Consider the following 22,646-nt stretch of genomic DNA (forward strand, 5'->3'; position numbering starts at 1 on the left):
CATGAGCGCAACAACAGATAAATATGCTTTTGGCATGATAGGCTTAGGCGTAATGGGCCGCAGCTTATTACTCAACATAGCCGACCATGGTTATGCAGCTGCCGGCCACGATAAAGATGCCGGTAAAGTAGCTTCTTTAAATGAAGAGGCAGGCGACAGAAAGGTAAAAGGTTTTGGCGATGTAAAAGAGTTTATACAAAGCCTTAGTACACCACGTGCCATTATGATGCTGGTGCCTGCAGGTAAAATTGTAGACGCCGTAATTGAGGAACTTACCCCGCTTTTAGATAAGGGCGATATTTTAATTGATGGCGGTAACTCGCACTTTACTGATACCAATCGCCGTGTGGACGAACTGGAGGCAAAAGGCCTGCATTTCTTCGGTATGGGCGTATCCGGTGGCGAAGAAGGTGCGCGCCGTGGCCCAAGCATGATGCCGGGCGGCGATAAGGATGCCTACAATGTAATGAAACCAATTTTTGAGGCCATTGCCGCTAAGGTTGATGGCGCGCCATGTGTAACCTATATTGGCCCCGGAGCATCAGGTCACTTTGTTAAAATGGTGCATAATGGTATCGAGTATGGCATTATGCAACTATTAGCAGAAACCTACGAGATCATGAAAAAAGGTTTGAAGCTGGATGGTGATGCCATAGGTAAAATATTTACCGACTGGAACAACGGCCGCCTGCAATCATTCCTTTTAGATATTACAAAAGATATATTTAAGTATAAAGCACCGGGTACTGATCATTTGCTCTTAGATGATATTAAAGACGAGGCCCGTGCAAAAGGTACCGGTAAATGGACATCGCAAAGCGCTATGGACCTGCAGGCACCTATACCAACGGTAGACAGCGCTGTAGAAATGCGCGATCTATCTAAATACAAAGCCCTGCGTACAAAAGCAGCCGGCATCTACAGCAAAGATGAGAACCAAACCATTGATGGTAGCGTAGATGAATTATTAACCGCATTAGAGCAGGCGTTCTACTTCACCATGATCATCAGCTACTCACAAGGTATGCACATGCTGTCACTTGCCTCTGCCGAGTATAAATACGATCTTAAGCTTGATGAGATAGCCAAGATCTGGAGAGGCGGCTGTATCATCCGCTCTAAGTTCCTGGAGAATATTTATGGTGCGTTTGGTAAAGACCAGGGCCTTGAGCACTTACTGTTAGACGGTAATGTTGCCGAGCTGGTAAAAGGTACGCTGCCGGGTATCCGTAAGGTGGTTTCATCGGCAGTTAATGCGGGTATTGCCATACCTGCTTATGCGGCATCTTTAGAGTATTTCGATAATTTCCGCAACGAACGCATGCCATCTAACTTAACCCAGGCACAACGCGATTATTTTGGCGCGCATACCTACGAATTAATAGGTAAAGAAGGCACGTTCCATACGCAATGGGCACCGGTTGACGAAAAATAAAAAGAAACAAGAGATCAGGAGGCAGGGATTAACACACTTAGCCTCCTGTTTAAATTAAAACATACTATCATGAGTAGTAACACAAAATCCGAACCTACCATTTTCATCATATTTGGCGGCACGGGCGACTTAAACTCGCGCAAAATTGCACCGGCATTGTATAACCTGTTCTTAGACGGATGGTTGCCCAAACAATTCTCTATCATAGGTACCGGCCGTACCAAACTAACCGACGAGCAATTCAGGACAAATTTGCATAACGATATTGACCAGTTTTCGCGCAGCGGTAAAGCCGACGCCAAGAAATGGGCCGAATTTGAAAAAAGCATCTACTACCAGGTTTCTGACGCTACGGATGCCGAAACTTACAGAGAGTTTGGTAAACGTATAGATGCCCATAACGCCGAGTGGAAAACTACCGCCAACGTGTTATTTTACCTTGCCGTAGCGCCAAACTTCTTCCCTATCATCGCCTCAAATATATCTAAAGCCAAACTGGCCGAAGATAAGAACAAGGTGAGGATCATCATTGAGAAACCGTTTGGCCACGATCTCGAGACAGCTAAAGAACTGAACGAATTGCTGAAAGGCATTTTTGACGAGTGCCAGATCTACCGGATTGACCACTACCTGGGTAAAGAGACTGTGCAGAACATTATGGCCTTCCGCTTTGCCAACTCTATTATGGAGCCTTTGTGGAACCGTAACTATATAGAACATGTACAGATCTCGGTAACCGAGCAATTGGGCGTGGAAGACCGCGGCGATTATTACGATGGCTCGGGCGCTATGCGCGACATGATCCAAAACCACTTGCTGCAATTGCTTTGTACTATAGCCATGGAACCACCGGTTAGCTTTAACGCCGATGAGGTGCGCGACCGTAAAGTTGACGTACTGAAATCGATGCGCAAATTTACCCCGGAGGATGTTCGTAATTCGGCTGTTAGGGGCCAGTACGGCAGCGGTTGGATGAAAGGCCAGGAAGTGCCCGGCTACCGCGATGAACCAAAGGTTGACCCCCAAAGCAACACCGAAACATTTGCCGCCATTAAATTTTTTGTTGATAACTGGCGCTGGCAGGGTGTACCTTTTTACCTGCGTACAGGTAAACGGATGCACCAATCATCGTCGGTAATTACCATACAGTTTAAGGATGTGCCGCATTTGGTGTTCCCTGCTGAGACTACCGAAAGCTGGCAGCAAAACAGGCTCATTATTAGTATTCAGCCCGAAATGAGCATCCGTTTGCAGGTACAGGCCAAACGCCCGGGTATTGATATGGTACTGAATGCCGTTGATATGGTATTCGATTACAAAGGCACCTACACCAATCAGGCGCCTGAGGCTTACGAAACCCTGATATTGGATACCATGCTGGGCGACCAAACCCTGTTTATGCGTGGCGACCAGGTAGAAGCCGCATGGGAACTGGTAATGCCGATATTGAACACCTGGCAAAACAAAAAGAGCCTGAATTTCCCTAATTACAGCGCAGACTCATGGGGACCTGAATCTGCCGAGGCATTAATAGCCCGCGACGGTTACAACTGGTTCACGCTGCCGGTAAATGGTAAAAAATAAAATTTCGATTTGAAAATGTGCTTATTTGAAAATCAGACCAGCACATTTTCAAATCTTCAAATCATCAAATCTTCAAATTAAGTGATGAAACTGAATATATTTGAAACGGATACCGAAGTGCTGGCCTCGCTGGCCAAATACTTTGCCGATTGCGCTAAAGAGGCCATTGCCGCCCGCGACCGCTTTACCGTGGCGCTTAGCGGTGGCAGTTCGCCTAAGAAACTGCATGAGCTGTTGGCAAGCGAATACCGCGATAGCATTGAGTGGGATAAGGTATATTTCTTTTTTGGTGACGAGCGCGATGTGCCCCTTACCGATTCGCAGAGCAATTACCTGATGGCCAAACAAACCTTGTTTGACCCGCTGGGGATAGATCCATCGCATGTTTACGCGGTGCAAACCCCGCTGGGTGCGGAGGAAGCCGCAAAGGATTATACCCGCCACCTTATCCACTTTTTTGATGGCGGCAGCGCGAGTTTCGACCTCATCATTTTAGGCCTTGGCGATAACTCTCACACCGCGTCACTTTTCCCGCATACTTCTGTATTGACGGACGAGAGCGCATCTGTACAGGCGTTATACATTGATGAGGTGAAGATGAACCGCATCACCTTTACCGCCCCGCTGATCAATAATGCGCAGCACATCGCATTTTTGGTTTACGGCGCAGGCAAGGCCGAAGCCGTTAAACACATCCTCGAAGACCCTAAAGACATTCAGGAATACCCGGCCCAGTTGATTGAAGGCGCCGATCTCCAATGGTTCCTGGACGAACCGGCTGCAAGTAAACTGCAAAACAAATAACCAAAAAGCCTCCTCAATATGCGGAGGCTTTTTGGCTTAAATGGAGCATTATGTTCACGAAAATGTTCACGTTCACGTTTGCACAACCAGGCAACATTTTGCAATATCCTAATAATCAGCATTTCACAATGAAAGTACTGACAAAACGCTGACACCACATCTTTCAGAAATTTTATTAGCACAATTCTCATCAGTTCCCCTCTTGAGAGGGGTTAGGGGTGTGTTTCTGCGCAAACTCAACTCAACATCATAGCGAACGATAGTGTGGCAATCGCACGGAGGCTAACGCAACAGTTCCCCTCTTGAGAGGGGTTAGGGGTGTGTTCTAGCCAAGCCAATCTCACCACCATGTCATTGCGAACGATAGTGTGGCAACCGCAAGGAGAATAGGAATGCAGCAGTTCCCCTCTTGAGAGGGGTTAGGGGTGTGTTCTACGCCTTCAACCTCTTCACCGTTTCGGTTAAATGAGCCAGGTGGTGGTTGCCATGCCAGGCGTAGGTGGCCAGGTTCCTTTTAAGGGGGATGATGCTGCGGCTTTCCGGGTGGGTAAACGTGCGGTCCCACTGGTCTTCGGTAAAGCTTTCGAACAGGGCCACCATGTGCTGATGGATGCCGTCGAGCATTTTTAGCGAGGGCTCTACGGGCAGGCGGTAATCGGGCTGTATGGCCCAGGCAGCTTCCTCGTATGGTTTTATGGTTGGGCTATCTTCGGTAAGGGCCAGCTTAAAGCGGCAAAGAGCGTTCATGTGGCTATCGGCAAGGTGGTGTACAACCTGGCGCAGGGTCCACCCGCCGGTACGGTATTGGGTGTCGAGCTGGTCGTAGTTAAGGCCTATGATGGCTTCGCGCACGCGGCCGGGCAGGGTGGCAATATCGTGGATCCACTGGCGCATGTCCTGATCGGTGTATGATACCGGGGCCACAAATTTGCCTATAGGGTAGCGCATCTGTTCGTCTGTAAGCATAGTATTTGACGTATATGGTATAAAATTTATTGTTAAATATGTATTTGGCCTAAATTAGCGTTTTACAGTTATTTCGCCCTGCCCATGATCAAAAAATTACTGCTGTTGATGCTGTTGCTTAAGTGTTCGGCAGGCTTTGCCGAAACCATCCGTACCGATGTGTTGGTTATTGGCGGCGGGGCAAGCGGGGTTGCAGCAGCTGTACAAAGCGCCCGCAGCAATGTAAAAACCCTGCTGATTGTGCAGGGCAGCCAATTAGGAGGCGGAATAAACGACAGGTTTAACCTTTACAACACCAGCCTTGCGTCGGGCATTTATGCCGAGTTTGGCAGCCGCATCCGCGAGTTTTACAGATCGTGCCCGGGGTATGATAGTAGCCGCAATGTGCCGCTAATGGTTGAGCCGGAAATAGCCACCGCCCTCATCAAAAAAATGACCGACACGGCAAAGAACCTCACGGTTAAATTAAATACCTCTTTTAAGTCTATCAAAAAGGACGGCATAGGGTGGGTGGTTACCGTAACTATCGACGGCCGAACTGCCATCATTAAAGCCAAATTATTGGTTGATGCTACCGAAAAAATCGATGTGGCGGCCGCCGCCGCGAGCCTTACAGATTCGGTTAAGGTAATGGTGCCCTATGATAGGTATATGCCTTATAACCGAGGGTCGCAATTGTACCGCACCGCTATTGCTGTAGGCGATGGGATGCCCGGCGCATCAAAACCATTCCCGGCGCACAGCATCCCGCTGGGGGCGGTGGTGGCTAAAGACCAGGATAACCTGCTGATCACAGGAAAGGTAATGAGTACTAAAGACCCGTCCGTACAGATGTCGATAGGGCAGGGCGTTGGTGCTACCGCCGCCTATTGCATATTTTTTAATACCACCACCAAAAATTTGAAGCCCCGCATTATACAGGGCGAAATACTTGACCATAAAGGGATGCTGCTACCGTTTGCAGATATTAAAATTACCGACCGCGATTACCGCGCCATACAACAGGTGGGCGCAACGGGGCTGCTACACGGCATGCAGAAGGTAAACGGCAACCGCACCGACGTACTGTTTATGCCCGATATCCTGGTACGCACAGCCGAAATAAAGCCTTTTTTGAACGAGATCTATTCCCGCTCGTTTTTGTGGTTTAACAGCGAAAACCCGGGCGAACTATTTACCCTGGCCAACCTGCTTAGTTACATAAGCGAAATAACCCTACGCGACCCTGTCAACCTACAGGACGGCCTCCGGAAGACCTGGAAAACCTACTACCACTTCCCTACCGACTTTAACCCCAACCGCCCCGCCACCCGACGCGAATTTGCCGTACTGGCCAACCGTTTCCTAAACCCTTTTGCCCGTAAGGTTGATATGAGCGGTAGGTTGGTGAATTAATTTTTTTGGAAAGGCAGGTAGAGTGGTGCTTTGGTACCGATAACCGCGCTCCCAATATTTTGGATGTTCATATAGCAAGATTATCTTCGACTTGCTTACGTGCGATTGCCACACTATCGTTCACAATGACAAGTGTAGAGGGAGGCCCGGCGCAAAAACACCCCCCTAACCCCTCTCAAGAGGGGAATTAAATCTTAAATATTTTAAGCTTAAATGTTGGTTGTAAAACTAACATCCTACATTTGCTATTATGGAAACTATCACCTGGAACGATTTTGAAAAGGTAGAACTGCGGGCCGGTACCATTCTGGAAGTGGCCGACTTCCCCGAGGCACGTAAACCCGCGTATAAGCTAACGGTAGATTTTGGTCCGCTGGGTATTAAGGAGAGCAGCGCGCAAATCACAAAACATTACACCAAAGAAGAGTTGCCCGGTAAGCAAATATTGGGGGTGGTAAACTTCCCGAAGAAACAGATAGCCAAATTTATGTCGGAGTTTTTGGTGACCGGCCTTGCCGACGAGAACGGTGAGATCGTGCTTTCCGCTATTGACAAGCCCGTGCCAAACGGCAGCAAACTGATATGATATTTGTAAACTGGATACTGGGGCCGCAACTGTTGGGCGTTATATTCCTGCTGGCAGGGTATATTCAAAAATGCTTCCCGCCAAAAGAGATCAACAGCCTGTATGGTTACCGCACTGCAAGATCCATGCAAGATCAGCAGCATTGGGACGAGGGGAATAAATATTCTACTCAACTCATGCTCAACTGCGGCTGGGTTTTGCTGGTAGCCGGGATAATGTTGAGCATAGCTTTAAATCTTTTCGACATCGACCCTAAGCTAAAAGCATGGATGCAGGTTGCGGTGGTTGTGGCAGGCTCGGTAGTAGTTGTAATGGTGTTGTTCACCAAAACCGAAAAACATTTGAAGGATACGTTTAACGATATATAATGCGATATTACACCTTTGGCGATGAACAGCCCGCCATCTCTCCCGACGATTTTTTTATGAACGAGGCCCTGAAGGAAGCCCGCCAGGCACTTGCTGAGGATGAGATACCTATTGGCGCCGTGGTGGTTTGCAAAGGGCAGATCATCGGCCGCGGCCACAACCTTACCGAGCGCCTTAATGATGTAACTGCCCATGCCGAAATGCAGGCCCTTACCGCTGCCGTTAACTCCATGGGTGGCAAATACCTGCCCGAGTGTACGCTGTATGTTACCATGGAGCCCTGCGTAATGTGCGCCGGCGCCAGCTACTGGTTCCAGATAGGCCGGATAGTTTTTGGCGCTTATGATACCCAACGGGGTTTCGGCAGGCTTAACCAAAGCATCACGCATCCTAAAACGCTTATTACCGGCGGCATCCACGAAAACGAGTGCTCGCAGCTGGTGAAGGATTTTTTTAGATCGAAACGATAGTTTAGTTGATAGGTAATAGTTGATGGTTCATAGTAGCTCCGTTCGTGATTCATGAACTATCAATCATCAACCAAACCGCGCTTAACAAAAACTTGACATTGATATAGAACAAAAACATACCTCAACCCTTATATTTGTTCCATCACACGGAAAACGTTTAACCTTAAATTTTAAATATTATGGCATTTACACTACCGGCGTTACCCTACGCTACCGATGCTCTGGAACCACACATCGATAAAGCTACTATGGAAATTCACCATGGTAAGCACCACCAGGCTTACGTTACCAACTTAAACAAAGCTTTAGAAGGTAAGCCAGAGGCTGATGGTAAAATTGAAGATATCATCAAAAACATATCTAAGTTCCCGCCTGCTGTACGCAACAATGGTGGCGGCCACTATAACCACACTTTATTCTGGACGCTGTTATCACCAAACGGTGGCGGCGAGCCTACAGGCGCCCTGGCCGATGCTATTAAAAGCACTTTCGGTTCATTCGCCGATTTTAAAACCAAAGTATCTGAAGCAGGTGCAACCCGTTTTGGATCAGGTTGGGCATGGTTAATTGTTACCGCCGATAAAAAACTGGCCGTTACATCAACCCCTAACCAGGATAACCCGCTAATGGATATTGCCGAAGTAAAAGGCACCCCTGTTTTAGGCATCGACGTTTGGGAGCACGCCTACTACTTAAAATACCAGAACCGCCGCCCGGATTACTTGGCTGCTATCTGGAATGTAATTAACTGGAACCATGTTTCAGAATTATACGCTAAAGCTATCGCTTAATAGCCTCACCTAAATCCTTGCCTTTATAGAGGATTTAAAATACAAGGCGGCCAATTGGAAACAATTGTGCCGCTTTTTTATTTTTACAGTATGAAAGCCGTCGTCCTCGAATCAGCAGAAAACCCCTTGATTGTAAAAGAAGTTGCCAAACCCACACCCGGCCCGGGCGAAGTGTTGGTACAAATAAAAGCCGCCGCCCTAAACCGCCGCGATTGGTGGATAACAGTAGGTAAATACGCAGGTATAAAATACCCAACCATTCTGGGTGCCGATGGCGCCGGTGTTGTTGCCGAAGCCGATGAAGGCGCAGCCGACTGGCTTAACAAAGAGGTGATCATCAACCCATCGCACAGCTGGGGCGAGCACCCAGAGTTTCAGGGAAAAGAGTTTAAAATATTAGGCCTGCCCGATGATGGCACCATGGCCGAATACGTGCTGGTTAAAGCTGAGTACCTTTATCCTAAACCTGCCCATTTAACATTTGAGCAGGCCGCGGCTTTGCCTTTGGCAGGTATCACCGCCTACCGCGCCTTGTTTACAAAAGCGCACATCAAGAAAGGCGATAAGATGTTGGTAGTAGGCGTTGGCGCAGGCACAGGTTCTATCACATTGCAATTTGCTGTTGCAGCCGGCGCGCAGGTATTTGTAACGTCGGGCACGAGCGAAAAAATAGCGCAGGCCAAGCAACTTGGTGCTTGCGCGGGTGTAAATTACAAGGCGCAAGACTGGGCGCAGGAGCTTAAGCATTTTAGCGGCGGCGGTTTCGATATTGTAGTAGATAGCGCCCTTGGCCCTGATTTTAATAAGATACCCGACTTGTGTAATCCCGGGGGCCGCATAGTATTCTTCGGCGGTACGGCAGGCAATATCCCCGAACTGAATGCAAGGCCTATCTTTTGGAAACAGTTACAGATATTAGGCACCACCATGGGCACGCAGGATGATTTTAAAGCCATGCTTACCTTTGTGAACGAGCATAAAATAGTGCCTGTGGTTGACGAGGTATTCACTCTGGCAGATGCTAAAGCCGCCTTTGAAAAAATGGGGGCGGCTAAGCAGTTTGGGAAGCTGGTATTGAAAGTTTCATAGGTAGGATTTACTCACCCCACGGCACTCCGTGCGCGACCCTCGCTGCTTCGCAAGAGGGTTTTAGCTCCCTCTCCTTCGGAGAGGGCTAGGGAGAGGCTTAGTCACACAACCCTCAAGTTTTAACCCTACGCCACTATTAATTAGGCTTTAACTAATAATCCACTAATTTTGTGGACTTTATTGTAGCATGATCAAAAAACCCATCGCGCTTCTCCTGAAAGAATCGGAAGAAGTAGGAGACAACTCTCTTAAACGTTCGCTTGGCCCTGTTAACCTTATCCTCATCGGGATAGGCATAATCATCGGCGCCGGGTTATTCTCCTTAACGGGCATAGCTGCAGGCCAACACTCGGGCCCGGCGGTTACCATATCTTTTTTAATTGCCGCTTTGGGTTGTACGTTTGCGGCGCTTTGTTATGCCGAGTTTTCTGCCATGATACCTGTTGCAGGCAGTGCTTACACTTATTCATACGCCACCATGGGCGAGCTTTTTGCCTGGATCATCGGCTGGGACCTGATGCTGGAGTACGCCGTTGGCGCGGCCACGGTCGCTATCAGCTGGTCGCAATATCTCACCAAGTTTTTATCCTGGTTTGACCTGTACCTGCCACCGCAACTAATCCTGTCACCATTTGAAACCTCAAAGGCGGCCAATGGCGATGTGGTGCGCGGTATTATTAACCTGCCTGCAGCGCTTATTGTTGTATTGGTTACCAGTATCATCATCCGTGGTACAAAGGGCTCGGCGCTTATCAACGCCATAATTGTGAGTTTAAAAGTTGGGGTGGTACTGGTATTTATCGCAGTGGGCTGGTCATTCATTAACCCGGCAAACTATCACCCCTATATACCGCAAAATACAGGCGTTTGGGGCGATTATGGCTGGTCGGGGATATTGAGAGGCGCCGGGCTGGTTTTCTTTGTATTCATCGGCTTTGATGCCGTATCTACCGCCGCGCAGGAAGCCAGGAATCCGCAGCGCAACATGCCCATAGGCATCATCGGCTCATTAGTTGTATGTACCATCCTGTTTGTGATCTTTGCGCATGTGATGACGGGGATGGCCAATTATAAAGAGTTCATCGGCTCGGGCGCGCCGGTGGCAATCGCTATCGAAAAAACGCATTACCAATGGTTAAGCAAAGCTATTGTACTGGCAATATTAATAGGATATACCTCGGTGATACTGGTTGACCTTTTAGGCCAGTCGCGCGTATTTTTCTCTATGTCTAAAGATGGCCTGCTGCCCAAAGTATTCTCAGAAGTACACCATAAGTTCCGCACGCCGTGGAAGTCCAACATTTTGCTTTGTGTGTTCATATCTATATTCGCGGCTTTTGTGCCTATCCGTGTAGTTGGCGAAATGACCAGCATTGGCACTTTACTTGCTTTTGTAATGGTATGCGCCGGAGTGCTTATATTGCGTAAACAACAACCCGACGTACACCGCCCGTTTAAAACGCCGTTTGTACCTTTGGTGCCGATATTGGGGATCTTAACCTGTTTTGCCATGATGACGTTTTTACCAGGCGATACCTGGTTAAGGCTTATTATTTGGCTGGCAATTGGTTTGGCTATTTACTTTACCTACGGCAAAAAGAACAGCGTAATGCGAAAAGCGATGGCTGCAAAAAAGGAATAATATAAATGGCAGATCTACTGCAATTACGTGTCGACGGAATAAAATGGGAACTGCCGGATACGGCTACCTTTTACCTTGTAAAAGCCATTGGGCATAAACCGGTGTACAAGGCAGGGCAATTTCTTACACTGGTATTTAATCACCACAACCAGGAGATAAGGCGCTCTTACTCGTTAAGCTCATCGCCGGATGATGAGCGGCTTGCCATTACCGTAAAACGCATTACTAATGGCGAGATCTCGCGCTTTTTGCTTACCAAGGTTAATATTGGCGATGTGTTAAACGTGGTAGCGCCGGCCGGTGTATTTACTGTTAATAATTACGAGGACGAGAAGGACCTTGTATTTTTTGCAGCGGGCAGTGGTATCACACCTATATTTTCGCAGATAAAATATGTCCTTAACCGCCCCGGCAAAAGCAAATTGCACCTTATTTACAGTTCCCAAAACAAACAAGGTGTTTTATTTAATAATGAACTGAACGAATTGCTCTCGGCATATCCGGATAGGTTTACCATTACATATTTATTAAGCAGCGAGGCTAACCGCCTAACCAATATCCGGGTAGAGCAGTTGGTGAAAGAGCAATTGAATTTTGACAAAACCCAAGCCGATTTTTACCTGTGCGGGCCGTTTGTATATATGCGCATGATTAGGCTTACCCTTATGTATATGGGCATCCATTCACAACAGATACATAAAGAGAACTTTGTGCTGGAAACCGTACCTGTTACCGGCAGCCAAACCAACTATGCGCCAAAAAACATTCGCATCAATTATGAGGGTGAGGTACATGACCTGGTTCAGGGCGAAAATCAGTCTATACTACAGGCCGCGTTGCAAAACAACATTAGGCTACCTTACAGCTGCCGTAGTGGTATATGCTCGGCTTGTGTGGCATTCTGTAAAACAGGCAAGGTAGAAATGGCCAAAAACGAAGTACTAACAGATGATGACATCGCTAAGGGCTGGATCCTCACCTGTACCGGCCACGCGTTAACGGATGATGTGGAAGTGGAGTACAGATAGTTTCTGTTGGTTGTAAGCAGTGGACAGTTGGCATCAAAAAAAATTGTCATCCTGAGCGATAGCGAAGGAACTATTATTGGGCTGTGCACTTAAAGATGCCTAGCAAGATAAAATGCTTCGCTATCGTCCAGCATGACAAAATGGGTAATATAAAAGGCCACAAAGAATAATCTCTGTGGCCTAAATGCTTATTCCTGGCTTATGTTTAACTTTTAAACGCTCTGCACCGCCCGCCTGTGTGTTTTATGATGCACGGCAACCCGGGCTTTTCCAGTTTTCGATCTATTCTTTTTGCGTTTACCCAGCCAGATGATAAAACCGGTTATAGGTAGGCTGGCACATATTAAGCTGGCCAAAAAAGCGATGATCTTGGTAGTAAGCCCACCAATTTGCCCTACATGAATATCATAATTCATTTCTGTTAGCTTAAGCCCGGGGCTTTTTTTATCGTAGATGTAGGATTTAAGTACTCTCCCGTTATATTTATCAAATTCTAACCCGGTGGCCTTAGCATAATGCAGCGACTTTGGGTAAGCTCCAACGCCTATAGCCCCGGATACGGCAGGATCATTATGGATCAAAAACATTTCGGCATTTGGCGATTGCTGCCTGGCGTGCGCGAAAGCTATATCAACTACAGGCTGCTTTGCAATACCCGATGTTTTAAGAGAATCTGATTTCGGCTCGGTTACTTCATCTTCATACTTAATGCCATTGCCTACATTAGCCATATTATAAATGGCTCTGCTTACAGGTTCAAACGCTATGGCAAGGCCGCTAATAGCCAGTATCATGGCAATAGCTGTAGCGTAAAAACCAAGCACATTATGCAGGTCGTAATTAACCCTGCGCCAGCGGCCGCCCCATTTTATGGTAAAACTGCGCTTGCGGTCGGTTTTACGTTTGGGCCACCAAAGAATGAGGCCCGTAACCATTATGACCATAAAAATAATAACAGATACACCCACTATCCATTTACCAATGGCCGGTGGCAGCAACAGGTAAAGGTGGATGTACTCTACTATAATAAAAAAGTTGGTTTGCGGGGAATCTGTATGAGTAACCTGGCCTGTATATGGGTTCATATACACATATTTTAAGCCCTCTTTGCCCAAGTTGGCCATCACACCCGCGGGGCGGTCTGCACCGTAATAAATAATATAATCGCTTGATGCCTTTGGGTGCTTTTGTGCCACAATATTAATTAGATCGCTTGGCTTCAGGTACGGCTTATTTTGCACCTCAACGTGCCTATAATCATACATGGCATCCTGTATCTCATCTTGAAAGCAGAATATACAGCCTGTAATGCTCACAATAAACACCACAAGCCCGGAAATTAATCCGAGCCAGCGGTGGCAAAAAAGTAATACTTTTTTAAATGGGGTCATGCTTATAGTTTATACGATGCACTTAACACAAACTGACGCAACCTTTGCGGGTTAATTGTTGTATAACCTGTATAATATTCTTTGTTAGCCAAGTTATTAACACTTAAACCAACGCGATATTTCGACCTGTCGTAAAACAGGTTTGCGTTTAACACCGTGTAGGCAGGTAGCTCAAAGCTACCCTGGCTAACACTGTTGATGATTTTGTTTGCGCTGGCATAATTACCGCCAAACCCAATGCCCAAACCTTTAAGTTCTGTTACCGGTAAACGGTAGCTGGCGTAAAAGTTGGCCAGGTAGGGCGAACCTGCCGTATTTGGGCGAAGGCCCTGTACATCTGCATCAGATTTTGTAAATTTTGAATCGTTGTAGGCAAAACCTGCAACTATATTAACAGATGCTATAGGATTGGCTATTACCTCAGCTTCAAACCCTTTGCTCAACTGCGTTCCATCCTGTACCTGTATTGGCTGGCCACCGCCAGAACCAGGCAACGTGCGTAAAACATTTGTAAGGTTTATACGGTAATAGCTTACGGTACCGTTTAGTTTACCATTAAACAGTGCCATCTTAACACCTCCTTCTATTTGGTTAGCGTTTTGAATTTTAGGGGCGATGGTTTGGCCGCCGGCATCGGTATAAGGGCTCAGGTTTTGAAAACCGTTCTGGTAGTTTGCGAACAACGAAAGTGCATCTTTAACCGGCTGGAAGATTAAGCCAAATTTTGGTGAAAATGCCGTTTGATTAAATGGCTTTGATGTTTGAGTTCCAGTAACGCTATAGTTGCCTTTGTTCTCAAAGCGATCTACACGTAAACCTACGGTGGCTATAAATCTGTCAGTGATGTTCACCACGTCAGATGCATAAGCACTGTACGTGTTGGTTTTGTAAATATATGGGTAGGCAACTGCCGGGTTATAAACGTTAGCATCAACTAATGTTTTATTAAACGAGCCATAATCATAATTAGGATCATTTATAGGCGCTATACCGTATGAGCCGCCATAATAAATTTGGTTTGAGTTTTGTCGCTGAAAATCTAAACCAAACACAAAGCGGTGACGGGTTATACCAATATTAAAATCGCCGTTAATGTTTTCTTGTATCTCTATTGCGTTCAGCTTGCTATGATAGGTAGACTGGTCGTTACGGTAAATATAGTTTGCCTGGCCCGGAAGATTGGGATATGGGCTTGTATTTGTAGCCGGATCTGTGGTAAGCGCTATAGCTGTTTCATCAGTGATCAGATAAAAGTAAGGACTTGCACCATTAGAGTAACTGTTTGTTGAAGAAAAAACGGTTTGCGATTTTAACTTGTCTGAAAATTTATAGTTTACAGTAGCAAAATAATTTGTACTGCGGCTAAACGATTGAATATCGTCGTTTACATAAGCGTTCTTATAGTTAATGTTAAGATCGCTCACTTTATTTACGCCCAATGCAAGTGGCGAATCATAAAAGAAAAAGAAAGGTTTAGCTGAATTGCGTCCCACAAATATTTCTGATTCTAAAAGGAATGATAGTTTATCATTTGCTTTAATAGATAAACTTGGAGCAACCGCGAAATTGCGGCCTTTACCATAATTTTGGAAACTTCCTTCATAGTTATGCGCAGCGTTTAAACGAAACGCCACGTTTGACCCAATTGGCGTATTAAGGTCAATAGTGGTACGGTTGAGTTTATAACTACCTACCGATTGGCCAATTTCTAAGCCGAATGCGTCATATGGCTTTTTAGTGACCCTGTTCACCAGGCCGCCGAATGAGGTTAAGGTGCTGCCAAATAATGTAGCCGATGGCCCTTTTATCACTTCAATTTTATCAATGTTAACTGCATCGATACCGCTGGTAACTAAACCTGCAATGCCATTACGTAAACGCGTTTGGGTAACAAAACCACGCAGGGTGAAGTAACCGCCGCCATCGCCTGCGCGGCCGGTAGCATCCCACATCTTTTGTATACCGGGTGCATTTTTAAGTGCGTCTTCAACGTTAAAAACGTTTTGCTCTTTCAAAAGCTCGCTGGTAACAACACTGTAGCTCTGGGCATTTTCAAGGTTGCTCAACGGAATTTTAGCTACATCAGCACTTATTTTACGGGTAAAACGGTTTGCCCTATTAGCTATTACGTTAACCTCTGCTAATTGTGCCTGGCTTGCACGAACAGTTATAGTTGGCACTGTGGTAATTTGTCCGGCTATTACAGTAACAGGCATTTCTACACGTTCTACACCTACATATGAAATTATAATGGTGTATGAGCCTGCCGGCGCTTTAATTGTGAATTCGCCCGACCCTGTAGTGGCGGTTCCGTAACCTGTGCCCTCTAAACCTATAGATACATTATCAGCAGGTTGATTAGCAATGGTTACTACTTTACCTTTTATGGTACCCCTGCTTTGCGCAAACAGGCTAACCGGGAGCATGAGAATGAGCAGCATTAAAGCTGCTGTAAATAGTTTGAAAAAATTAAGGAGTGGTTTATTCATTATATATTGTTTTTAAGGGATATGTTAACGGATGTCATAAGATCAACTCTATTTGGCAAACCTGATCTTATTGATGCCTCCATTCTTATTAAGACTAATTATAAATAATGCCGCAAATATATAAGACATCTATTTGTTATGCAACTTATTTAGAATAATTATAAACAATTTGTGCCCCTATTGGAGTTATATTTGTGTGCAATTGACACACTATGAAAAGAATAGCTATTGATATGGATGAAGTTGTTGCCGATGCCCATTTGCGTTTTGCCGAGTGGTACACACGCGATTACGGCACACAATTTACACCCGAACAACTTCACGCGCACACTTTCGAAGATTTAATAGACCCTGTACATCGTGGTATTTCTAAAAAGTATGTTTTCCACGATGACTTTTTTAAGGACCTTGCCGTTATTCCGGGCTGCAAGGAAGTAATAAAAGACCTGCACGAGAAATACGAAATATTTTTCACCACCGCGGCAATGGAATTCCCCAACTCGTTGCTGCCAAAACTTGCCTGGCTTGGCGAACATTTCCCTTACATCTCGTGGACCAATATTGTGTTTTGCGGCGATAAGAGCATCATTAATGCCGATTACCTGATAGATGATAATGTAAAACATTTTAAACGCTTTATTGGGCAAGGCATTTTATTTACAGCAGCACATAACCATCACGTGGAATGGGATGTACGTGTAAATAACTGGCAGGAAATACGCGCAATGCTATTATAGCTTCTGCTACTTTTTAGGAGCAATACTTACCCGCGATGCATTATCTTTCACAAACGCCTCCCAGCCCGAATGGCTCTTTTTACTGGTAACCTTGCCGCCACGCGCAACCGGTATTTTCTGAAAGGAATGGCATACCGCAACGGCTAAACCATCGGTAGCGTCTAAAAATTCGGGCGTTTCATTAAACTTAAGGATGGTTTGCAGCATGGCTGATACCTGCTCCTTGGTGGCGCTGCCATTCCCGGTGATAGATTGTTTTATTTTGCGGGGAGCATATTCGGTTATCACCACATTGCGTGATAGCGCTGCGGCCATACATACACCCTGCGCGCGGCCAAGCTTTAACATCACCTGGATGTTTTTCCCGTAGAAAGGAGCTTCAATAGCCAAGCAATCGGGTTTGTAATTATCTATCAGGGCTACTGTTTTTTCGAAGATGCGCTGTAATTTAAGCATATGGTCGTCAATCTTATCCATCTTAACCACGCCAAGGCTTATCAGCTCAATTTTAGGCCCTTTCTCCAGCACCAGCCCATAACCCATTACAGATGTACCAGGGTCAATGCCTAATATAATTCGCTCTTTGTGGTTTGCCTGCTCTATCATCTCTGTTTACAAAACTAAGGTTTAACCAACAGAATTACGCAGCATGGCCATATAATCTTCGCGCGGTATCATGCGGGCTCCCATGCTCTCCAAATGTTCAGTGTAAACCTGGCAATCTATCAATTGGTATCGCTGGGTGTTAATCAGCCATATAAGCGCCGCTTTTGAGGCATTGCTAACCAAACTGAACATGCTTTCGCCGCAAAAAACATTACCGGCATTTACACCGTATAAACCGCCAACCAGCTGATCATCATGCCAAACTTCAACTGAGTTGGCATGGCCCTGCCGGTGTAACTCGGCGTACGCGGCTTTCATATCATTGGTTATCCAGGTACCGTCCTGCCCTTCGCGTTTAATGGCAGAGCAGGCTTCAACCACGTCATTAAAGCTGGTATTGGTGGTAATGGCAAACATGCCTGATCGCAATACTTTACCCATCGATTTGGAAACCCTGAGTTCGCCGGGATACAATACAAACCGCTGGTGCGGCGAATACCACAGGATGGGTTCGTCCTCGCTATACCAGGGGAAGATACCGTTCTGGTAGGCTAATAATAACCGCCCGGTAGAAAGATCGCCGCCAACAGCTAAAAGCCCGTCATCTTCGGCAAGTGTGGGGTCCGGGAACAGCAAACGTTCATCAAGCCTGAATATCATCAACGCAAAATTAAGCTTATGTGCGCTTTGTTTCATAATATATTAAACCATAACTTAAACAGGTTGTCATACTTAACCAATGGATAACATAAACAGGATAAAGCATTTATACTGCAGGGGCGGCTTCGGCCTTAGTATATCGGGCCTTGAGCACATTAAAGGCCTGTCGGTTAAACACGCGGTTGAAGATCTTTTTAAATCATCTTCAGGCATACAACCACTCACCGTGATTGACGGCAATGAAACTTATAATGATGCCGCAAAAGCCGACTCGCTCACCAAAAAGATGTTTATGCAGCAACAGCGCCAGTTAGAGAAAGACCTAAACACCGGCTGGATAACACAAATGAGTACCACTGACTCACAACTGCGCGAAAAGATGACCCTGTTTTGGCATAATCATTTTGCCTGCCGTACACAAAATGCTTTTTACGCCCAACAGCTTAATAATATACACCGCACACATGCCCTCGGTAATTTCAAAACATTGTTGTTAGAGGTATCCAAATCACCGGCCATGCTGCAGTTTTTAAATAATCAGCAAAATAAAAAAGGCCATCCTAACGAAAATTTCGCGCGCGAACTTATGGAGCTTTTTACCATTGGCCGTGGCAACTACACCGAGCATGACGTAAAAGAATCGGCACGGGCGTTTACCGGCTGGGGCTTTAATAATAACGGCGCGTTTGTAGAACGCAAGGCTTTACATGACGATGGGGAAAAAGTTTTTTTAGGTAAAAGCGGCGCTTTCACCGGCGAGGATATCATCAACACACTATTAGAAAGAAAAGAAACCGCCCGCTTTATTTGCACCAAACTTTATAAATATCTGGTGAACGATATGCCCGAGGCTAAAAACATAAATGCCATGGCCGATGTATTTTACGGCAGCAGTTATGATATAAGCAAGCTTTTAAAATTTGTGCTTACTGCCGATTGGTTTTATGCCGATAAAAACACCGGTAACCTTATTAAAGCCCCCGTTGATTTTATTGTTGGCCTTAACCGCCAGTTTTACATTAGTTATAAAAATCCCGAGATATTAATGCAGTTTGAACGCGCCCTTGGGCAGGTGCTATTTTACCCGCCAAATGTTGCCGGGTGGCCTGGTGGCAAAAGCTGGATAGATAGTTCATCGCTAATGTTTCGTTTAAAGATCCCCTCAACCGTTTTAAATGATGGCGTAATAGCTTTTAAAGGCAAGGCCGACCCCGAAGATGAAGCCTTTTTGGCCATGAACGTTAGTAAACGTAATGCAGTAAATACCCAAGTACAATCGCAACCAAACTGGGATAAATTTTTGAGTGGGATACCGGCAAATATATCAAAGGCAAGCATAGCGGGTGCACTTTTAGCTCCCGCGCTAAACAGCAATTTAATGGCCATAGTAAACCGCTCTACCGACGTAAGATCTATGGTGATAGAACTGGTATCTACCCCCGAATATCAATTATGCTAATAAATAATTGAATGATGAAAAGAAGAGATTTTTTAAAAAGTACTACGCTTGCATCGGGCGCGTTCCTGATCCCATCGTTTTTGAAACCACTGGAAACTTTGGCTTCGGAGCAGCTAACCGGATATAAAAATCTGGTGATCATCCAGCTATCGGGCGGTAATGATGGGTTAAATACAATTGTGCCTTATGGTAATGATATTTACTACCAGAAGCGCAATACTATTGCCATAAAGCAGCCCGATATTATCAAGCTAAACGATATGCAAGGCCTAAATCCTAATTTGTCGTCGCTTAGAGAAATTTACGACCAGGGGTGGATGAGCATCATCAATTCTGTTGGTTATCCAAATCCCGACAGATCACATTTCCGTTCGATGGATATATGGCAAACGGGTAGCGCATCCGACCAGTTTTTAACCACCGGCTGGATAGGGCGTTACCTGGATGCCAACTGCACTATTAACAAAGACCCTTATACAGCAGTGGAAGTTGACGACACCCTTTCTTTGGCTATGAAAGGCGCTAAAATGAAAGGCATAGCGGTGCAAAACCCGGCAAAACTCTATCAGTCAACCCGCGAACCGTTCTTTAAAGAACTGGTTAACGAGCATGATGCGGCACACCTGAGCGAGGACAACCTTGGTTATTTGTATAAAACTATGATCGAAACCTCATCGTCGGCAAATTATATTCAGCAAACCAGCAAAACGTACAACAGTAATGCGCAATATCCACAGTCGGCTTTTGCCGGGCAGCTTAAAAGCGTGGCTAAGTTTATAAATTCAGGATTAAGAACAAGGGTTTATTATGTATCCTTAAGCGGGTTCGACACGCATACCCAACAACAAAACCAACAAGGCCGACAATTAAAAATTTATGGCGATGCTATGGCCGCGTTTATCAAAGACCTTAAACAAGCCGGCAAACTGAACGATACGCTGGTAATAACATTTTCTGAATTTGGCCGCCGTGTTGAACAAAACGCCAGCAACGGCACCGACCATGGCACAGCAAACAATGTAATGATATTTGGCGGAAAGCTAAATAAGCCGGGGATTTACAATAATGCTCCCAACTTATCTGCCTTAGATAATGGCGATCTTAAATACGAGATAGATTTTAGGGATGTTTACGCTACCCTGCTTGATAAATGGCTTAACGTTAACAATAGCCGGATACTAACTAAAAACTTTACAGGGTTAAACTTCGTATAGTTAACCAGTAACGCTCATATATTATTTATCGCCAATTAATTGTATATTGGGTTACCGTTAATATTACGCGATACCCCATTAATGGAGAACATTTATAAGATAATCCTGGAAGAAACCCTTGCGGGTTATTGGGACTGTTATTTACAGGAAGATGTAGTGATTTTGAGCGCTGCCTTCAAAGCCATGTTTGGCTACCAGGACAACGAGCTGGAGAATACCACAGCCACGTGGGCTAAGCTTATTGTTCCCGAAGATGTAGCCCGCATGGATGCCTGCCTTAAAGAGCATTATGACAGCCGCGGCCTAAAACCCTTTAATATTGATGTACGCTACCGCCATAAAAACGGTTCGGTACTGTGGATAAATACCACGGGCCGTGTAATTGAATGGGATAACAACACGCCTGTACGCATGGTGGGTTGTCACATTGATATCTCCGGAAAAAAACAAACTGAGCAAACGCTGGAGATAAGCGAAAAAACTTTCAGGAACGCTTTTGAATATTCGCCTATTGGCGTGGTGCTGGTTTCTGTAGGGGGTAATTTTTTACAGGTAAACAAGAGCATTTGCGAACTGCTTGGTTACACTGCAGAAGAAATGATGACCAAAACATTTCAGGAAATAACCCACCCGGACGATTTAGAGGCCGATCTTACCCTGTTGCAACGCACCCTCGATAAAGAGATAAACTCTTATAAAATGGAGAAACGCTATCTGAAAAAAGATGGCTCTATCATATGGACTTTACTACATGTGGCTCTTGTACGCGACAAATCAGAAGAACCCTTATACTTTGTATCGCAAATAAAAGATATTACCGAACGTAAACACAACGAACAGTTACTGCGCGAAAGCGAACGCCGCTGGATATTTGCATCAGAGGGATCGGGCGGTGGGATCTGGGACCTCGACCTGGTAAATAACACTATTTTCCACTCCAAACAATGCCTGAGCATGATAGGGCTGGATGAACACGATTTTAGTAATATACCCGGGCAGTGGACCGCTCTTGTACACCCCGACGACAGGGAGAAGTATGTAAATGACGTTAAGGACTACATTGACGGTAAAACAGGTATGTATACCAACCAACACCGGGTTTTATGTAAAGACGGCACTTATAAATGGATATTGGACAGGGGAAAGGTTATTGAATACGATAAGAACAATAAACCCGCGCGCATTATAGGCACCCATACCGACATTACGGAACAGAAACAACAGGAGCAGCAACTGCGCGAAACACTTAATGTAGTAAGCGGTCAAAATAACCGCTTGCTTAACTTCGCGTACATCGTATCGCATAATTTGCGCACCCACGCCAGCAACTTTAAAATGATAATGGATGTGTTGGCCGACCCTGCCACCAGCGAGGAAGAAAAAAAGGAACTATCGGCGCATTTAACGCGGGTGTCTGACCAGTTGAACGAGACCATAACCAACCTTAACGAAGTGGTATCGATACAAACCAATACAGATATACAAAAATCTGAAGTTGACCTGCTAACATACTTTAAACGCGCTATCGCATTATTGAATAATGATATCAGCCTGTATGGTATTGATATTGATAACCGTATACCGGCCGATAAGGCATTAGTTTATAGCCCGGCCTATTTAGAAAGCATTATTTTAAACCTGGTAAGTAATGCTATTAAATACCGCACTGCTACAGGGCAGCCCCAAATAATTATAGATTATTTTGTGGAAAACGGTAAACAAGGCTTTACAGTTACCGATAATGGTATAGGCATAGACCTGAAGAAACACGGGAACGATTTATTTGGTATGTACAAAACCTTTAACGGCAACCGCGATGCCAGGGGCATGGGCCTTTTTATCACCAAAAACCAAATAGAGGCAATGGGCGGCAAAATTGAGGTTGATAGCGAGCCTGGCAGGGGCACAACCTTTAAGGTATATTTAACCTAA

Annotated in this window: 20 protein-coding genes; 15 read left to right on the top strand and 5 right to left on the bottom strand. The window is 45.5% G+C overall.

Features of this window, described 5'->3' with window-relative positions; genetic code table 11:
• Position 1: 1 nt before the first annotated feature.
• From gndA to pgl, 3 genes are all read left to right on the top strand, one after another.
• On the top strand, positions 2 to 1,435 hold the full coding sequence (gndA, locus tag ACFQZI_RS15450; protein ID WP_377144002.1) for an NADP-dependent phosphogluconate dehydrogenase: 1,434 nt from the start codon (positions 2 to 4) through the stop codon (positions 1,433 to 1,435).
• 69 nt (positions 1,436 to 1,504) lie between these two features.
• A complete protein-coding gene (zwf, locus tag ACFQZI_RS15455; RefSeq protein ID WP_377144003.1) occupies positions 1,505 to 3,019 on the top strand; it encodes a glucose-6-phosphate dehydrogenase in 1,515 nt (504 codons plus the stop codon).
• An 84-nt stretch (positions 3,020 to 3,103) separates the two neighbouring features.
• A complete protein-coding gene (gene pgl / locus ACFQZI_RS15460; protein WP_377144005.1) occupies positions 3,104 to 3,823 on the top strand; it encodes a 6-phosphogluconolactonase in 720 nt (239 codons plus the stop codon).
• Between the two features lie 432 nt (positions 3,824 to 4,255).
• Here pgl and ACFQZI_RS15465 read toward each other — a convergent pair whose 3' ends face one another.
• Positions 4,256 to 4,789: a YfiT family bacillithiol transferase gene (locus ACFQZI_RS15465; protein ID WP_377144007.1), complete on the bottom strand. Its 534-nt coding sequence runs from the start codon at positions 4,787 to 4,789 to the stop codon at positions 4,256 to 4,258.
• An 84-nt stretch (positions 4,790 to 4,873) separates the two neighbouring features.
• On the opposite strand from ACFQZI_RS15465, the gene ACFQZI_RS15470 reads away from it, so the two are divergent.
• The 8 genes from ACFQZI_RS15470 (at position 4,874) to ACFQZI_RS15505 (ending at position 12,158) form a co-directional block, all read left to right on the top strand.
• Positions 4,874 to 6,184 (top strand): FAD-dependent oxidoreductase, encoded by a 1,311-nt coding sequence (locus ACFQZI_RS15470; protein WP_377144009.1) that lies wholly within the window; start codon positions 4,874 to 4,876, stop codon positions 6,182 to 6,184.
• Between the two features lie 250 nt (positions 6,185 to 6,434).
• Positions 6,435 to 6,770 (top strand): tRNA-binding protein, encoded by a 336-nt coding sequence (locus ACFQZI_RS15475; RefSeq protein WP_377144010.1) that lies wholly within the window; start codon positions 6,435 to 6,437, stop codon positions 6,768 to 6,770.
• On the top strand, positions 6,767 to 7,138 hold the full coding sequence (locus ACFQZI_RS15480) for an SdpI family protein (protein ID WP_377144012.1): 372 nt from the start codon (positions 6,767 to 6,769) through the stop codon (positions 7,136 to 7,138). Before ACFQZI_RS15475 ends, ACFQZI_RS15480 begins: the two co-directional genes overlap by 4 nt.
• Positions 7,138 to 7,608 carry a nucleoside deaminase gene (locus ACFQZI_RS15485; RefSeq protein ID WP_377144014.1) on the top strand — a complete coding sequence of 157 codons (471 nt, stop codon included), beginning with the start codon at positions 7,138 to 7,140 and terminating at the stop codon, positions 7,606 to 7,608. The genes ACFQZI_RS15480 and ACFQZI_RS15485 overlap by 1 nt, the downstream gene beginning before the upstream one ends.
• A gap of 179 nt (positions 7,609 to 7,787) precedes the next feature.
• A complete protein-coding gene (locus ACFQZI_RS15490) occupies positions 7,788 to 8,399 on the top strand; it encodes a superoxide dismutase (RefSeq protein WP_377144015.1) in 612 nt (203 codons plus the stop codon).
• 90 nt (positions 8,400 to 8,489) lie between these two features.
• On the top strand, positions 8,490 to 9,488 hold the full coding sequence (locus ACFQZI_RS15495) for a zinc-binding dehydrogenase (RefSeq protein ID WP_377144017.1): 999 nt from the start codon (positions 8,490 to 8,492) through the stop codon (positions 9,486 to 9,488).
• 187 nt (positions 9,489 to 9,675) lie between these two features.
• Entirely contained in the window at positions 9,676 to 11,130 is a 1,455-nt protein-coding gene (locus ACFQZI_RS15500) for an amino acid permease (RefSeq protein ID WP_377144019.1), read from the top strand.
• Between the two features lie 5 nt (positions 11,131 to 11,135).
• Positions 11,136 to 12,158, top strand: coding sequence for a 2Fe-2S iron-sulfur cluster-binding protein (locus ACFQZI_RS15505; RefSeq protein WP_377144021.1), 1,023 nt, complete (start codon positions 11,136 to 11,138; stop codon positions 12,156 to 12,158).
• 212 nt (positions 12,159 to 12,370) lie between these two features.
• Here ACFQZI_RS15505 and ACFQZI_RS15510 read toward each other — a convergent pair whose 3' ends face one another.
• Positions 12,371 to 13,549, bottom strand: a complete 1,179-nt coding sequence (locus ACFQZI_RS15510) for a PepSY-associated TM helix domain-containing protein (RefSeq protein WP_377144023.1) — start codon at positions 13,547 to 13,549, stop codon at positions 12,371 to 12,373.
• A gap of 2 nt (positions 13,550 to 13,551) precedes the next feature.
• Positions 13,552 to 16,038, bottom strand: coding sequence for a TonB-dependent siderophore receptor (locus tag ACFQZI_RS15515; protein ID WP_377144025.1), 2,487 nt, complete (start codon positions 16,036 to 16,038; stop codon positions 13,552 to 13,554).
• Positions 16,039 to 16,250: 212 nt separating this feature from the next.
• On the opposite strand from ACFQZI_RS15515, the gene ACFQZI_RS15520 reads away from it, so the two are divergent.
• Positions 16,251 to 16,775, top strand: coding sequence for a 5' nucleotidase, NT5C type (locus ACFQZI_RS15520; RefSeq protein ID WP_377144027.1), 525 nt, complete (start codon positions 16,251 to 16,253; stop codon positions 16,773 to 16,775).
• Positions 16,776 to 16,781: 6 nt separating this feature from the next.
• Here the strand turns inward: ACFQZI_RS15520 and ruvC are convergent, their stop codons facing one another.
• On the bottom strand, positions 16,782 to 17,381 hold the full coding sequence (gene ruvC, locus ACFQZI_RS15525) for a crossover junction endodeoxyribonuclease RuvC (RefSeq protein ID WP_377144029.1): 600 nt from the start codon (positions 17,379 to 17,381) through the stop codon (positions 16,782 to 16,784).
• Positions 17,382 to 17,402: 21 nt separating this feature from the next.
• Entirely contained in the window at positions 17,403 to 18,041 is a 639-nt protein-coding gene (aat, locus tag ACFQZI_RS15530; RefSeq protein WP_377144946.1) for a leucyl/phenylalanyl-tRNA--protein transferase, read from the bottom strand.
• A gap of 79 nt (positions 18,042 to 18,120) precedes the next feature.
• Between aat and ACFQZI_RS15535 the strand changes: the two genes are divergently transcribed.
• From ACFQZI_RS15535 to ACFQZI_RS15545, 3 genes are all read left to right on the top strand, one after another.
• Positions 18,121 to 19,500 (top strand): DUF1800 domain-containing protein, encoded by a 1,380-nt coding sequence (locus tag ACFQZI_RS15535; protein WP_377144031.1) that lies wholly within the window; start codon positions 18,121 to 18,123, stop codon positions 19,498 to 19,500.
• Between the two features lie 11 nt (positions 19,501 to 19,511).
• Positions 19,512 to 20,714 carry a DUF1501 domain-containing protein gene (locus ACFQZI_RS15540; RefSeq protein WP_377144033.1) on the top strand — a complete coding sequence of 401 codons (1,203 nt, stop codon included), beginning with the start codon at positions 19,512 to 19,514 and terminating at the stop codon, positions 20,712 to 20,714.
• Between the two features lie 81 nt (positions 20,715 to 20,795).
• Positions 20,796 to 22,646, top strand: a complete 1,851-nt coding sequence (locus ACFQZI_RS15545) for a PAS domain S-box protein (protein ID WP_377144035.1) — start codon at positions 20,796 to 20,798, stop codon at positions 22,644 to 22,646.

This window comes from Mucilaginibacter lutimaris (genome assembly GCF_042676625.1).
Lineage (GTDB): Bacteria > Bacteroidota > Bacteroidia > Sphingobacteriales > Sphingobacteriaceae > Mucilaginibacter > Mucilaginibacter lutimaris.

Coding starts and splice junctions, on each gene's coding strand:
- ACFQZI_RS15510 (WP_377144023.1), bottom strand. CDS start 13,549: ATGACCCCATTTAAAAAAGTATTACTTTTTTGCCACCGCTGGCTCGGA.
- ACFQZI_RS15485 (WP_377144014.1), top strand. CDS start 7,138: ATGCGATATTACACCTTTGGCGATGAACAGCCCGCCATCTCTCCCGAC.
- ACFQZI_RS15490 (WP_377144015.1), top strand. CDS start 7,788: ATGGCATTTACACTACCGGCGTTACCCTACGCTACCGATGCTCTGGAA.
- ACFQZI_RS15470 (WP_377144009.1), top strand. CDS start 4,874: ATGATCAAAAAATTACTGCTGTTGATGCTGTTGCTTAAGTGTTCGGCA.
- ACFQZI_RS15540 (WP_377144033.1), top strand. CDS start 19,512: ATGATGAAAAGAAGAGATTTTTTAAAAAGTACTACGCTTGCATCGGGC.
- gndA (WP_377144002.1), top strand. CDS start 2: ATGAGCGCAACAACAGATAAATATGCTTTTGGCATGATAGGCTTAGGC.
- ACFQZI_RS15520 (WP_377144027.1), top strand. CDS start 16,251: ATGAAAAGAATAGCTATTGATATGGATGAAGTTGTTGCCGATGCCCAT.
- ACFQZI_RS15475 (WP_377144010.1), top strand. CDS start 6,435: ATGGAAACTATCACCTGGAACGATTTTGAAAAGGTAGAACTGCGGGCC.
- ruvC (WP_377144029.1), bottom strand. CDS start 17,381: ATGATAGAGCAGGCAAACCACAAAGAGCGAATTATATTAGGCATTGAC.
- ACFQZI_RS15465 (WP_377144007.1), bottom strand. CDS start 4,789: ATGCTTACAGACGAACAGATGCGCTACCCTATAGGCAAATTTGTGGCC.
- aat (WP_377144946.1), bottom strand. CDS start 18,041: ATGATATTCAGGCTTGATGAACGTTTGCTGTTCCCGGACCCCACACTT.
- ACFQZI_RS15500 (WP_377144019.1), top strand. CDS start 9,676: ATGATCAAAAAACCCATCGCGCTTCTCCTGAAAGAATCGGAAGAAGTA.
- ACFQZI_RS15515 (WP_377144025.1), bottom strand. CDS start 16,038: ATGAATAAACCACTCCTTAATTTTTTCAAACTATTTACAGCAGCTTTA.
- ACFQZI_RS15505 (WP_377144021.1), top strand. CDS start 11,136: ATGGCAGATCTACTGCAATTACGTGTCGACGGAATAAAATGGGAACTG.
- ACFQZI_RS15545 (WP_377144035.1), top strand. CDS start 20,796: ATGGAGAACATTTATAAGATAATCCTGGAAGAAACCCTTGCGGGTTAT.
- ACFQZI_RS15480 (WP_377144012.1), top strand. CDS start 6,767: ATGATATTTGTAAACTGGATACTGGGGCCGCAACTGTTGGGCGTTATA.
- ACFQZI_RS15535 (WP_377144031.1), top strand. CDS start 18,121: ATGGATAACATAAACAGGATAAAGCATTTATACTGCAGGGGCGGCTTC.
- ACFQZI_RS15495 (WP_377144017.1), top strand. CDS start 8,490: ATGAAAGCCGTCGTCCTCGAATCAGCAGAAAACCCCTTGATTGTAAAA.
- pgl (WP_377144005.1), top strand. CDS start 3,104: ATGAAACTGAATATATTTGAAACGGATACCGAAGTGCTGGCCTCGCTG.
- zwf (WP_377144003.1), top strand. CDS start 1,505: ATGAGTAGTAACACAAAATCCGAACCTACCATTTTCATCATATTTGGC.